This is a genomic window from Streptomyces sp. NPDC056224, from assembly GCF_042267665.1.
In the GTDB taxonomy this organism is placed as follows: domain Bacteria; phylum Actinomycetota; class Actinomycetes; order Streptomycetales; family Streptomycetaceae; genus Streptomyces.
Genome location: NZ_JBHJTK010000019.1, coordinates 1 through 14,238 on the forward strand (window position 1 = coordinate 1; position 14,238 = coordinate 14,238).

7 protein-coding genes are annotated in these 14,238 nt (G+C 70.1%); 1 reads left to right on the plus strand and 6 read right to left on the minus strand.

Annotated elements, in window-relative coordinates:
• Window positions 1-283 precede the first annotated feature (283 nt).
• The 5 genes from ACFCZ1_RS21820 to ACFCZ1_RS21840 form a co-directional block, all read right to left on the minus strand.
• Window positions 284-3,118, minus strand: coding sequence for a hypothetical protein (locus ACFCZ1_RS21820; protein WP_376679939.1), 2,835 nt, complete (start codon window positions 3,116-3,118; stop codon window positions 284-286).
• The gene (locus tag ACFCZ1_RS21825; protein ID WP_376679940.1) at window positions 3,119-4,981 is read right to left on the minus strand and encodes an HSP90 family protein; all 1,863 of its coding nucleotides are present in this window, start codon (window positions 4,979-4,981) and stop codon (window positions 3,119-3,121) included. It lies immediately after the preceding gene.
• Between the two features lie 333 nt (window positions 4,982-5,314).
• The gene (locus ACFCZ1_RS21830) at window positions 5,315-6,148 is read right to left on the minus strand and encodes a hypothetical protein (protein WP_376679941.1); all 834 of its coding nucleotides are present in this window, start codon (window positions 6,146-6,148) and stop codon (window positions 5,315-5,317) included.
• Between the two features lie 560 nt (window positions 6,149-6,708).
• Window positions 6,709-7,467, minus strand: a complete 759-nt coding sequence (locus tag ACFCZ1_RS21835; RefSeq protein ID WP_376679942.1) for an alpha/beta fold hydrolase — start codon at window positions 7,465-7,467, stop codon at window positions 6,709-6,711.
• Window positions 7,468-7,799: 332 nt separating this feature from the next.
• Window positions 7,800-8,840, minus strand: a complete 1,041-nt coding sequence (locus tag ACFCZ1_RS21840) for a vWA domain-containing protein (protein ID WP_376679943.1) — start codon at window positions 8,838-8,840, stop codon at window positions 7,800-7,802.
• Between the two features lie 119 nt (window positions 8,841-8,959).
• On the opposite strand from ACFCZ1_RS21840, the gene ACFCZ1_RS21845 reads away from it, so the two are divergent.
• Window positions 8,960-9,466, plus strand: coding sequence for a DinB family protein (locus ACFCZ1_RS21845; RefSeq protein WP_376679944.1), 507 nt, complete (start codon window positions 8,960-8,962; stop codon window positions 9,464-9,466).
• 487 nt (window positions 9,467-9,953) lie between these two features.
• On the opposite strand, the gene ACFCZ1_RS21850 is transcribed toward ACFCZ1_RS21845, so the two are convergent.
• A complete protein-coding gene (locus ACFCZ1_RS21850; protein WP_376679945.1) occupies window positions 9,954-14,171 on the minus strand; it encodes a trypsin-like peptidase domain-containing protein in 4,218 nt (1,405 codons plus the stop codon).
• Window positions 14,172-14,238 lie beyond the last annotated feature (67 nt).

Below are 14,238 nucleotides of genomic sequence, written 5' to 3' on the forward strand. Positions count from 1 at the left end.
CCCCCGCCCCTTTCCGGGCGGGGGCGGACGCGCGTACAGCCACAGGTCGCGCGTGATTCTTCCGGGCCCAAGGCCCCGGGTTCCGGCCTCGGCCGGCCCAGCCCAGCCCAGCCCAGCCGGCGGCCGGCATCGAGCTGAGTCCAGCGGATGACCGGGGGTCTGCGAGGGCTGCTTCTTCGTCTGCTGCTGCTCGGCCTTGGCCCGGGCGAGGCGATGGGATGTCCGAGCCGGACCCGGCCCCTGCGGTCCGTAGTTCGCGGGGGCCGGGGCCGGGCCGGGACCCTCAGCCCTCTCGTCGCCTCAGGTAGTCCTGCCGCAGGGCGTCGAGGATCTGGGCGGCCTCGGGAAGGTTCGCCTTGCGGCAGCGCGCCGCTGCCGTCGTCAGCCGGGCGATGGCCTCCTTGAACCGGCCGAGGCTGCTCCCCTCGATCAGGGCGGCGATCCGGACCGCTTCAGCACGCGGCACCTCGCCGTGCTCTCCTCCCTGTTCGTGGGCGGCGATGGCGGCCTCTGCCTCGGCCATGGCCTCCGGGAAGCGTTCGGCCTCTGCCAGGACACGGGCACGGCGGTAGTGCACGGTGCCTCTCCCGTACCAGGGGACGAAGCCCTCGGTCTCTTCCGGCACGGCGGCCCCGATCGCGTCGGCCCGTGTCAGGTGGTCCAGTGCCGCGTCGAGGCCGTCGGCCCCTCGGGACAGCATGGTGAGGCGAGCGAATTCGCACATCATGTGCATGATCAAGGACGGGTTCGGTGCCTCGGCGTGCGACGCGGCGGCGCGCTCGTACGCCGTGTCCGCCGCGTCCCAGCGGTCGGCCATCGCCAGCGTGATGGCCGCCTCCGCCGCGACCAGGGTGTGGACCGCGCGGTCGTCCTCCCAGGCGGCGACGGTGTCCGCCAGCCGCAGGAACTCCTCGGCCGCGGGCAGGCACTCCTCCAGTTCCCGCAGCCCGCGCGCCAGAGTCAGACGCGCCTGGGCGATCATTCGTTCGTCGAGCGAGGAGGCCATCTCGTCGGAAAGGACGGATTCCAGTACGGCGACGGCATCGGCCTGCTGCCCACTGCGCGCCAGGACGTCGGCGAGCTGGAGCCGGATGTCGGTGGCCTCGTTGTGCGCCCCGTCCTGGTCGAACCGCGCGGCCGCCTCGGAGAGGTGACGGACGGCACCGCCGTAGTCCCCGAGATGCGAGGCGGCGTGGCCGAGCAGCGCGTACGTCGGAGCCAGGGCGAACTCCGTGTCGTCGTAACGGACCGCGTCGGCGAGCGCCTGGTGCAGCAGCTCCACCGCCTCCGCCGGCTCGTCCTTGGACAGCAGGATCTGGGCGAGCAGGGCGCGCAGGCGCGTACCGCGCCACGGTCGCCCGGAGGCATCCACGTCGGTCAGAGCCGTCCGAAGCTCAGCCTCGGCGCGCGCGACGTCACCACGCCGGCCGGCCATGTCCGCTACGAACTGCCGGGCATGGGCCACCTGGTGGCGGACGGACAGGCGCTCCGCCTCCGCCTGCAGCGTACGGACGGACTCCTCGAACCGCTCCATGGCGGAGCCGGAGGCCTCCGGCAGTTGCCGCAGCGCCTCCTGATAGGCGGCGAAGGTGTGGGCGTACAGCACGGTGAGGTACTCCAACACGCGCTCCGCCTCCCCATCGGCTCCCGAAGCCGCCCCCTCTTCTGCGAGGGTCCCGTCCGTGAACGGGGCTTCGGTCTTGAGGCGCTCCGCCTCGCTCAGGGCCTCGTCGAGGGCGGTCCGGACCGCGGCCGCGTCCGGCCGCTCGGCGTCGTGGTCCGTTGCGCGGCCCTCCTGCACAGCCGCGTCGTCCACGTCGTCCGCATAGTCGCCGGAGACGGTTGTCCACGCGAGGGCGCGGGTGCGTGCGGAAAGCGCGTGCCACGGCATACCCAGCCGCTCGAACAGCTCGGCGGCCCGCTTCAGCTCGGCGACACTCTCCGGGTCGCGGTCCTCCTGCACGAGCAGGTACGCGCGCTGCTCGGCGAGCTCGGCGTGCAGGAGATCCTCCGGGCCGAGCCGGTCGTCGTGCGTGGCGGTGCCGTCGGCCAGGCGTTCGGCGATGCGGGTCCAAAGCCTGGTGTCCGCGGGATGCCCCACCCGCGCCATGCGCCGTGCCTCGCGCACCAGGGCGACGAAGTCCTCCGGAACGTCCGCCACCGCGGTGGCCGCGGTGACGGCCACCGCCGCGGCAGGGCGGGTGACGCAGGTGCGCAGTCCGAGCGGCAGCGGCTCGTCGAGCAGCGGGCGTTGCGCGAGGCGCAGCCGACGGCGGTCCCCGACGGCCGTGGTGCCGTTGCGCGCGTCGAACGCGTTGGTGAGCCGGTCCCCCTCGGTACGGACGTGGGCGAGGAGTTCGCACGCCGTCCAGTTCCGTCCGGGCGGGCCGGCGACGACGGTGTCGGTGTGCCCCTCCTCGACGAGTCGGGCGAGGAGCACCTCGGCGCCGGTGAGAAAACCCAGACGGGCCAGCGGAGCGCCGGTCGCCCCGAACAGCGGGCGGTTCTCCGCGAGGATCTCCAGCCCACGGCCCTCGTTGCGCGAGAGGGCACAGAATTCCAGGTGCAGGCCGACTTCGTTCTGCATGCCGGCGTGGCCCCGGACCCGCCGGTAGCCGGTGAGATGGTGGGAGCGGGCCTCGTCCGCACGGCCGGCGCGCAGCAGCGGCAGCAGCGCGCGCGCCTGGCTCATCTGCGGTTCCTCGGTACAGCCCGTGGCCCCGTCGAGCACGGGCCGCCAGGTCTCGAGAGCTCCGGCGTCGTCGCCCGACGTCACCTGGTACCGGGCGTGGTGCCGTATCTCGCAGGCTTCGCAGGCCCACCAGGTCTTCTGGCGCTTCAAGTGGGTGACGACGTCCCTACTGCTTTGGCTGAAGGATTCGGGAGCGCCGTCCCAGAGCTTGAGGATGCGGGCGAAGACGACGGGCGACTTGCGGTGTTCGCCGGTGAATTCGTACGCCGCCATCAGCTCCAGCAGGGCCGTGGCGAGGACCTCGGGCTTGTCGAAGGGTTCGGCCGCTTCGACGAGCTCCTCGGCGGTGATGGTGCGCTGCAGGCCGTGGGGGCGGTCGTTGTTCTCGCGGAGCGCTTCGACCACGGCCTCGGGGGTGTCCAGCATCTACAGTTCCTTCCGGGGCTCGGATCCGGGTGCCGCCGTGCCGGTCTGGTGCATGGCGTGGGTGAGCAGGCCGATGAAGGCCCGGTTGAGCAGGGCGCTCTCGCTCGCCCGGAGCGGACGGCGGCTGAGCAGCAGGGCCTGCCCGTAGAGGGCCTCGGCGGTCGTGACGGCGAGTCCGCGCTCGGTGATCGTGATCGCTTGGCGGACCAGCGGGTTGAGGTGGTTCAGGACGAGCTGGGCGCGGGGGGTCTCGTGGCGCAGGGAGCCGAGGATGTCGGCCCACAGACCGTCGCTGTCGGCGGCGAGGCTCGACCTGGTCCGCTCGTGACGCGCATCCCGGTTGTCGAGGAGCAGCGCGGGGGCGGTGACGGGCTGGAAGTCACGCAGCACGACGTCGCAGTCGTGGACGCCGATCGTCTCCCGGGCAATGGCGAGGAAAGCCGCCGCGCGCAGTTCCGCGGACGGGTCCACGGCGTCGAGATGAGCCGTGACGGTAGCCGGGTCGAGGTCGGTGACGGCCGTGCCGGGGCGGATCTCGGGCAGCCGGTGCACGAGGTCGCGGTCGTAGGTGTATCCGCCGTTGACGACGCCGAGGCCGGCGGCCGCGGCGATGGGGGCGACCTGGCGGAACTCCTCGACGCTGCGCGTGACCAGGACGGTCGGGTGCGTCCGAGTGAACTCCTCCAGCGTGACGTTCCCGTCGGTGGTCTCGAACGGCAGCCACGGGAGCACGATGCGCAGCAGCTCGTCGTCGTAACGGGCGAGCGCCTTGACCGCCAGGTGGTGCGTGTCGATGAACCGGTGCAGGAGGGTGGGGTCGCTCGCGGCGAGTCCGGTGAGCCAGTCGCGAATCCGGTCGCCGAGGGCGTCCCGTACGGCGGACAGGGTGCCGTCCTCGTACAACGCCTCCCGGGACGCGGTCGGCCTCAGGCTGGTGGTGTCGACCACGCAGCGCACGAAGAACGCCCACTCCGGCAGCAGTTCGGGCGCCTGGTCGGTGAGCAGCATGCCCTTCAGATGCACGCGGTGTCCCGCCCGCTGTGCCGGGCTGACGGCGGTGGGAAGGACGTAGGCGACGCCGCGCAGCCCGGCCGCCGGAAGGTCGAGCTCGACGGTGTCGAGCGGGGTGAAGTCGAAGAGGCTGCGGCAGTACGCGGTCAGTGCCTCGCGGCGGGCCAGTGGGGAGCGGTGGGTCTGCTCCCACGGGGGCGTCTCGTTGATCCGGTGGGTCTCGCCCCGCGACCCGACGACGGTGACCTCGTACCGCAGGAGACCGCCGTAGTGCCGGGCCAGGGAGACCACCTGCTCCGGGCTCGTCCACTCGGCGTTGTCGGCGCGGGGGACGAGGCGGACGGTCGTGCCCGGCTCGGGCACGGCCGAGGCCGGCAGGGTGCGGATGGTGTATCGGCCGTCGGAGTGGCCGCGCCACTCCACGGCGGGCGCCGACGGGTCGGCCGCGGATCGGCTGAGCACCGTGATCTCGTCGGCCACGACGAAGCAGGCGAGCAGACCGATGCCGAACTGGCCGATGAACTCCCCGCGGGCGGCATCGACCCCGGCACCGTCCAGGACACCCTCGGGGGTCCGCTTCGAGCTCCGCCCGATGGTGGCGAGGAACTGGTGGACGTCGGCCTCGGTCAGACCGATGCCGGTGTCGGTGACGGTGATGGTGTCACCGGTGCGCACCGTGATCGTCGCGGGCGCGCCGGGCGCGACCGCCTGCCGGGCGGTGATGGCGTCCGCGGCGTTCTGCAGCAGCTCGCGCAGGTAGACGCGCGGGCTCGAGTAGAGGTGGTGCGAGAGTAGATCGACCAGGCCGCGCAAGTCGACCTGGAAGGTATGGGCGGTCTCGGAATCGGGCACCTGGCGAAGTCTTTCGGTGGGCGCGCCCACGCCGCGAAAGCGGCGCAGGCGGGAAGGCGGATGGAAGGGTACGGCTGGGTGCGGAAGGGCACGGCCGGATACGGGGGTGCGACGCGAGGAACGGTCTCGGACCGATGTGGACGGGAGCGGGCCGCGGGTGGTCGCGGGCCCTGACGCGTCGGATCCGCCGTCCCGGGCGCATCCCACGGGAGACGGAGAGTCGGACAGGAGGTTTTCGACGGGCGGGCCCGGCCGGTGCGGCGCAGGACGGTTGCGACGCGGCCGAGGAGACGGCGACGGGACCAGCCGCCGCTCGCCGTTGAGGACCCCGGCTCAGCGCCCGGTTGACGAACGCTGCTCCCGGTAGGCTGCGGCCGGGTCGGAACCGTCCAGGTAGTACCAGGGGAACTTGGTGACGCGCCCCTCGGTGGCATGGAAGCACTCGCGCGCGGCGTCGCGGTCCCCGGCCAGCGAGAAGGCCATGGCGAAGGTGTTGAGGACCTGGATCCAAGCTCCCCGGCGGACGAAGTCCGGGTGCCGGAACGAGTGGTCGGCGGCCTCCCGCAGGGAGGCCTTCACCTCGGGACGGCGCATGTACACGGCGTCCGGTCCCGTGTCGAGCGAGAGCCATTCCTCGATGTGCGCGATCGCCACGAGCTGGCCCAGCAGCGTGCCGCCGGGAGCGCCGTACGCGGACGTACGCGCGAACGCATGCATCTCCTCATGCGAACCACCCCACTTGTCGCAGACCTGCTGCAACTGCTGTTGGTGCGCCCCGAGATGGTGCCGGTCACGTCGCACCGTCGCCTCGTACCGGCGTCGCGCGGTGGTCTGGCCCACCTGGAGACCGCGGCCGGTGACCTGAAGGCCGTACCAGGGCGAGGTCCACTGCGGCTCGCGCTCCGCCACCTCGTACAGCCACTGCTCGGCCGTGCGCAGCCGTGCGTGGAACACCTCGAACTGCCCGCGGGATACGTCCTTCGCGCGGGCTCCGGTCCGCGCCTCCCACCCCCAGCCGATGTGGCGGATCCCCGCTACGAGCCGGGGCAGCGTCGCGTCCGGTTCCGCTTCGAGGACTTCGGCGAGCCACCGCTCCGCCCCCGCCGTCTCGCCGACGGCCCACAGGAGCTCCGTGCGGTCCTCGCTCTCGGGGCGTGCTTCGAGCACCTCCCGTATCGTGCTCCAGTCTCCTGCCGCGGCGGCCTCCCGCACGCGCCGCACGTCAGGGTCGCCGGAATCCTTCTGCACCTGCGCGGGTGGCCGGCCAACCCATTTCCCCAGCGTGAGCCCCCATTGACGGAGCAACGCCATGTCCCCACCCCTTGCTGTGTTCGAACAGAGGGGTGCCATTGACCAACCCCTCGTGAACGTAGTGACTATCACGCGCGTCCGACAATCGCACACCCGTTTCCCGTCCGGCCTCGGCGGCCCCTGCCCGCGGTCGTACGTGCTGCGCCAGCCTCTGCCGGTCAGCTTGCAACCGGCCGCGACCAGCGGTTGGACGGTGGTCTTGGCGAGGACGACCTCCTTGACTCATGACCCCTGGGCGGTGAGCCTCCCGTCGTGAGTCAGGGTGAAGACGGTGCGGTCCGTGGCGGTGGTTTCACGGGCCGTCTTGCCATACGCGTCGAGTTCGATGGCTTCGGCTTGCCCAGTTGATGCGCGCTGGGGCGGGCCCGGCCGAACACACGGATGCCGTGCTCGGCCCTGGGATGTGTGCGTCGGCGTCAGGTGGTGAGGAAGGTACGGAGGGCGTTTGCGAAGTCGTCAGGGGCGTCGTGGTGGACGACGTGCCCGGTTGCGAGTTCGACGCGGTGGACGGGGCCCGGGTGGCGGGCATGCATCTCGCGGGCGTGGTCGGGGGTGATCTCGTCGCTGTGGCTTCCGTGGACGAGGAGGGTCGGGCAGGTCAGGCTGGTCCAGTCGGCCCAGTGGTCGCCGGTGAGGGCTTGCTGGGAGGCGATGGTGTCGTCGATGTCGAAGGAGAAGCCCCACCCGTCGTCCTTCTTGCGGAAGGAACACTCCAGGTAGGGTGCGGCCGTTCCGAGTGCTTGGGCCAGGGCTTCCCGGGTGGGTTGGGGTCCGGGCAGGCGGCGGGTGAAGGCGGTGTCGACGTCGACGACAGCGCCGATGTCCTCGACGATCAGGGCGGCGACGTGTTCGGGGCGGCGGGCGGCGTACTGGTAGGCGTTGACCCCGCCGAGGGAGTGCCCCACCACCGGCAGCGGGCCGAGCCCGAGGTGGTCGTGGAAGGCGGCCACGTCCGCGACGTAGCCGTCCCGGCCGTAGGAGTCGGCGCGATCGGATTCCCCGTGCCCACGCTGGTCCAGCGCCAACACCCGCCAATCCGGCGAGAGCGCGGCGGCCAGGGGAGCGAACGCGGCGGCCTCGTTGTAGTGCCCGTGCAGGGCCAATACGGGCTGGCCGGGCCCACCGAAATCGAGGTAGGACAAACGACGGCCGTGGTGAAGGAAGGAATGACGCACGCCTGTGATCGTAGAAACCCACCCCCGGGTCGACCAGCACCACCCCCGGGCCTGAGGCCCTCGACGCATGTGCCGGCGGCCCCGAGTGCAGGTGGCGTGCTTGGGCCTCGGGGCGGGGCGAGGAGGCAGCCGGTCATGTCCGGGCCAGTCGGCTTCCTCTCCCAGGACCGACCGGCTCACGTCGCTGCCGCCCCGGCGCCGCCGCGAAATCGTTCCCGTCCGACCCCGCCTCGGCACGCAGTTCCCTCACCCGCGCGCCGAGCCAACCCGCGCGCTCTGGAAGTCGCCGTGACGGAAGCCCCGTCAGTCGGACTGGTGGGGCTTCCAAGGCATCAGATCATCAGCAGTAGCCGCGTGTGCGGCACCAGCTTCCGGTTCACGCTGGTGCTCTGCACGAAGATCGTGAAGTCGTTGTTGTGGTCCGGCGTGACGCGGACTTCCGTGTTGGGCAGGCCGAGCAGGGCTCGGGCCGCCGGTCCCGTGTAGATCTGGTCCGTCTTCTTCTCCAGCACCGCAATCTGCTTCTGTGCCTGAATCTTTTCTGACTTGCTCAGCTGGTAGAACGCACAACCGGTTCGGTAGCTGTGCCCGCATTCGACGACCCAGTCCCGGATCGCGGTTTCGCGAGCCACGGGAATCAGCTGGTACTGCGACGGTTTGATCGCGGTGAGACCGGCTGCCTCAATGGTCTCTTTGTTGACGGTCTCTCCACCCGTGGAGAACACCGCCCGCGATCCGCGGATGCCCTTCGTGCGGCCCACCATAAAGTTCTCGGTGGCCTTCAGGATGACCTGTCCGGCTTCTTCCAGCCCCTGTGTGCTCGTGGCATCCCAAATGGCGATGTTGTCCTTCGGGAAGCCGCACTGCATGGCCTCGCGCTTGCCCATCTGGTCCGGCACGAGCACCGCCAGCGTCCAGTTGTCCTCCTGAGTGTCGATCATCGTGGCCACAGCCCGCACCAGTTCACGAGGGTCCCTGGTAGGGGCATCCGGGCAGCGGTGACTTGCGTTCTCCTGCCCGTCGGTCAGGACGAACGTGAGAAAGCTGTGGTCGCCGTAGAGTTGAGCTGTCTGCGCCAGCTCCCGCTGTGACTTCAGCGTGGCCGCCAGAAGGGCCGTCATTCCACCGGCCCGGTACAGCTGTTTCAGGGACGGCATGCGCAGCACGTCCTTGTCGTAGATGACGCACTCAACCTTGTCTGCGAAGACGTACACCGTGACGCGGGTTTCCTGGTCCAGTTCCTGCGATCGGCGGGCCAGATACGAAATCTGCTGGTCGGCGACTTCGACGACCTTACGGCTCAGGTGTGACATGGACGAACTGGCATCCAACACGAGAGCAACGTGATTGATGTAGTTCTGGTTTCCGGACATGAAGGATCCCCCGCTTTCCGACTCGATGCTCCGATCTTCCCATCCACCACTGACAATCGGCCTTGGACCTCGGCCCGGACTGAGCGCCGGCCACGCACCGGTCGGGCCATGATCGTCCGGTGAATGACGACCAGCGCATGCACCCCTCGAAGGCGGCCGACGACCGCGCCTCGCTCACCTCGTTCCTCGACTACCAGCGGGCGACCCTGGACATGAAATGCGCGGGTCTGACCGGCGAACAGCTGAAGCGGAAGGCGATCCCGACCTCCGGGCTCACGCTCCTGGGCCTGGTGCGCCACGCGGCCTCGGTCGAGCGGGGCTGGTTCCGCTTCACGTTGAACGCCGAGGACGTCAGAACGCCTTGGCCCGGCGAGGTCGGCGGCACGTTCGCCGAGTTCCACGTCGAGGACGCCGACGCCGACGAGGCGTTCGAGATCTGGTACGAGGAGTGTGCCCGCGCCCGTGCCGTCGCCGCCGCCTTCAGCTCCCTCGACGACACCGTCGACTTCCGGGGCGAGACCATCTCACTCCGCTACGTCCTCACCCACATGATCGAGGAGTACGCGCGGCACAACGGCCACGCCGACCTGCTGCGCGAAGCGATCGACGGAAGCGTCGGCGAATAGCGAGCCAGGCCGGTGCTCGTTGAGTTGGAGCTGGTCCCCGGCGTACCCGGTGCTGCCGGCTGCCATGGCCGTGCTGTCGGTCACCTCTTTGATGAACGCCGACATCTCGGCGTGGGCGTCGCAGAGGGCTCGGCACGCCTCCGTCCGACCGGTGCCGACGCCACCGCGGCGCGGGCAGGCAGTGCGTTCAGGTGCCTGGCCAGGCGCATAGAGCGGGGCAGGGGGCCAGCCCAACCCCTGCAGCTGGGCGCAGGGTACGAGGCGCCGATCACGCGACGCGGCGTACGGTGGTGCGGTGAGCCGTAGCCTGTCGGCCGACACGGTCTTCGTCATCGGGGGTGGCGGGTGGAGCTCGGGGAACTGAGCTCCACACATGAAGAGTTGGGGCTACGGCTCGGACGCGCCGGTTCGAACGGGAGGCGGTGGCCGCCGCGCAGATCAACCATCCCGACGTTGCGGGGGCGTACGACCGGGGCATCCACGAGGATCACGCCTCACGTTCGGCGCACAAGGGCTGCGCCGGGACGCGTGCCGGAAGGCTGGCCCGCTCGTCATCAGTGAACTGGCGGTAGCCGATGATCTTGCACAGGTCGCGCTGCCACATCCGCGGGTCGAGCCGGAGGGGGCCGCCGGTTCCGGACGGGTCCACGTAGATTACTGTGCTGCCGTCCTTTGAGATGTCCATGAACGAGTATGAGCGGTTCGAAGCGCTGCCGGGCGGTTCACCGAATTCGAAGGAGTCCTGCGGGGCACGCTCCCCAACGCGGTAGATCCGTACGGCGTTGTTGGCGGCGATCACGAAGCGGCCGTCCCGGTCGATGAACCGCGTGACGGTCGGTGTGATCAGGTCCTCGGCGGTGCTGCGCAGCGGGCCGAGTTCCCTACGGAGCGGGTCACGTCGCCACAGCTCGACGATCGATCCGCGGCGCATCAACCCGAAGTAGCGACCGCTGCGGTCGAACTGCACGGCCAGGACGTCTTCGGTGGTCCTCACAGTCTCGGTGACAGCGCCTGTGGTGATGTCAACGATGCGGACATCAGGATCACCCCAGGTGACCACGTCCACCTTGTTCGGGGCCGGATAGGGGCCTATCGAGATGTGCGGCCGGCCCTCGGGGGCGTCTTTGGGCTGCAGGGCTTTCGCGTCGAAGCGTGCGAGTTCGCGGCCGGTGTACGAATCCCATTGCTGCACCACGGTCCCTGACACGGTGAGCACGTTTCCGCCGGCGTCGAAGTAGTAGTGGAAGTCCCACTTCGCGGCGTCCCCGGCCGGTTCGGCGGGTCCCAGGATGGACGGCGTGCTCGTGGGCAGGGGCGGCGGTTCGGCGGCGGTGATGACCGCCACTTCCCGCAGGGTGGAGGTCTCGCGGACGGAGATCACGTTCTGTCCCTCCTGGCTGGCGAGCAGGCTGCCGTCGCCGTTCAGCCGCAGCTGGTTCGCATCTCCTGGTTTCCAGTACGGCTTGCGGCGCGCGGCTTCGGCGAGCAGAACGCTGTTGTCTCCTGTTGCGGGACGCAGTTGTATGGCGGACCCGTCCGCGAGGACGCTGATCGTGCGGGTTCCGTCGTTGGTGAGCCCTTGCTGGCCGATCTGGAGTACGCCGCCCCCGGGAGCGAGGTCGGTGTAGGTGATCAGTGAGCCCTCCCACGTGACGTAGAAGAGCTTTCCGGCAGCGGACACCAACTGGCGGGAGGAGACAGCCGACTTCGCGGGGGTGCGGGAGAGCACCTTGTTCCGGAGCAGGTCCACCACACTCAGGGTGTCGGAGTGCCAGATGCCTACCGTGCCGCCCGTCGCGCTGACTGCATCGACGAGGCAGGTGCCCGTGTTGAAACGCTTGTCCTGCTCGCTGTACGGCTCTCCCTGCTGGGCACCGTCGGAGATCCGGATGAGGCTCAGTGCCGCCGCGCCGGGCTGTGACTGGCGGCACACCACGGCTGCCGTGCGGTCACCGGAGAGCGAGATCTGGTCCACGTCGGTCACGACGACTCGTGTCGCGCCGGTTGCCGGGTCGTAGACGTGCAGAGCCGTGTTGCCGTTCCCCCATCCGGAGCGGAGCAGCAACAGGCTCCGGTTGTCAGGGCCGATCCACAGAGCGTCGATGTCCTTGTTGCCGTCATCCGCGGGTGCGGGTGTCGAACGTGCGATGGTGCCGCTGTCCAGGTCCCACCAGATCAGGTTGTCCAGCACCCTGGCGACGATCCGGGTGCCGTCCAGCGACATCGTGGGGCCCAAGCCCTTGTTCGCGTCGACGGCTGTTCCCAGTGCTTCAGGCAGTCGGTGCAGTTCGCCCATCGGCTGGTCACCGTCCTGGTCGACGGGGAACCAGGCGGCCTTCCCGTCCTCCTGGACGTAGCCGGCCCGCTTCCCGTCCGCTGAGACCAGCGGGTACTCCACCTGGCCGACGGAGGGTACCTGTGCGATGCGGACGTCCCCGGTGATGGCGTGCACGAAGAGTGTTGCCCGGCCGGTCTTCGAGGTGGCCAGCACCACGTTGCCGTCGAGGCTCATCTGGAAGGTCCGGACTGTTCCCAGCAGGCCGGAGATCATCCGGCTCTTGTTCGAGTGCATCAGGTACGTCCGCAGCAGTTGGTTGCGGGCTTCCTGGGTCGGTGAGGTCTGGTAGGCGGCCAGGGCAAGCATGACCGAGCGGGCGGGGTCGGTGGACGCTTCGTCCTGCGATGCCTGGGTGAGGGCGCGTGAGGTGGCCAGCGCCTCGCGTTCCTGGCTCTGCTGGCGCGCGTAGGCGAACAGCATCGCGAACGTCACGACCGCCACCGTGAAGACGGTGACAACGGACTGTCGCAACCGCACCCAGCGGGCTTGGGAACGCCGGTACGTCCGCCCGCTGTCCAGGTAGGCGCGTTCCGCCGTGGTCAGGTCGCCGTCGTGTTCGGTCGCCCATGCCTGGGCGGCTGCCAGCGCCACGTTGGTCGGCAGCAGTTCGGGGGAGCGCTCCGCGCGCTCCCAGCGGTCCATGTCGTGGCGCAGGGACTCCCGCCACTCCAGGAAGGTCCGGTCCTCAGCAGCCCACACGGCCAGCTTTTCCCAGCCGCTGATCAGCGCCTCGTGTGTCAACTCGACCGTCTCGACGCCTTCGGCACTGAGGCCGGTCACCAACAGCCGGGTGACGGCGAGCTGCTGGGCGATGCGCCACTCCTGCTCGCCCAGTTCGGTTCGCAGGGCCATCCGGCGCGTCGCGGCCGGCGAGCCCATCGGAACGCGGATGAGCTGGGTGAACAGACGTCGCGCTGCCGGCTCGTCCTCTTTCGGGACGTGCTCGTTCCAGGCCTGGTCGGCGTGGGCACTCAGCGCGCCTGTGACTCCGCCGAGGTCCCGGTATGCCTGGTGGGTGAGCAGGCCGCTGCGCTGTTCCTGCCACAGCAGGTCGAGGGTGAAGCCCAGCAGCGGCAGGGCACCCGGCTCGGTGCCGGTGTCCTCCAGGATCCGGTCCACGAGGGCGGATTCGTACCGCACGCCGGGGATGGCGTCGACGGGCGCGGTCACTACCTCGCGCAGCCGCTCGGGGCTGAGCGGTCCGAGCGCGTGGACGCGTCGGCTGAGGGCGGGCCCGAGGCGAGGGTGTGCGAGTGCGATCTCCAGGAAGTCGGCCCGCAAGGTGGTCAGCACCCGGACCGTACGCGGGAGAGCGTCGGCGAACAGGACGTCTGCCAGCTCGCCGACGGCCTGCGGGGTGAGCGCGAGCAGTTCCTCGAACTGGTCGACCACCACAAGCAGTCGGCGGCTGTTTCGCAGTTCCAGCAGCCGGGGCACGAGATCGGCCAGTCCGCCCTGCCTCAGAACCTCGGTCAGCTCGGAGAGCCGCAGCAGGCGTTGTGTCTCCGACAGCTCGGGTTCCAGCATCGGAAGCAGCACGGCCGCGAGGGCCGCCAGCGGACTGCTGCCGAGAGTGGGGCGCACGACGACGGCTACGGCACCCCCTTTCCGTAGCCTCGGTACGACCCCGGCCAGTGCAAGAGACGATTTTCCGGCTCCGGAGGCTCCCACGAGCGTGACCCATCGCTCGCCGGCCAGGGCTCGGGCCAGTTCTCCGCTCTCAGCCTGTCGGCCGTAGAAGAGCGGGGCGTCGGACTCCTGGAACGCCTTGAGGCTGCGGAACGGCGACGGGGGCAGCGTCAGACCGCGCAGCTCGGGCGATGAACTCCGCAGGCTGGCGGTCGGGATCAGATAGCTGGCCGAGGGCTGCCCGGATTCGGCGACCGCCATCATGCCGACCACGCCGCCCAAGTCCTCATCCCACACGGGGGTGCCGCTGAAGCCCCTGGAGACCGGATAGCCCGTTCCGGTCAGGTCGACTTGCAGCAACCCCTGGCTCTGCTCCGCCCGCAGGACACCGGAGTGCCATACCCCGCCCGGGCGCCCGGCCGGGAAGCCGAAGGCCCGCACCGGGTGATCCCACACCATGTCGTCCTCGACCAGCCGAATCGGGACAGCACCGGGCAACGGGGAATCCAGCCGCAGCACCGCCACGTCCCCGCCACCCGTTTCCTGCGGTGGCAGCCAGGTGTCGATGCTCGCGGTCACGTCCGTGCCACCCGACCCGGAAGCGGCCAGCAGCGGCAGATCGACGTGGAGCCGGGCGTCGGCCGGCGGCCCCTGGTCCAGCGGCGTTCCAAGGGCCGCGGACACCACGTGTGCACAGGTCAGAGCCAGCTCCGGGGAGACCAGGAATCCCAGGCCCACCGCATCTCCCCGCACATCGCGGATCCGCAGTACTGCCGCATTCAGAGCCTTCGGTCCGGTACCCTCC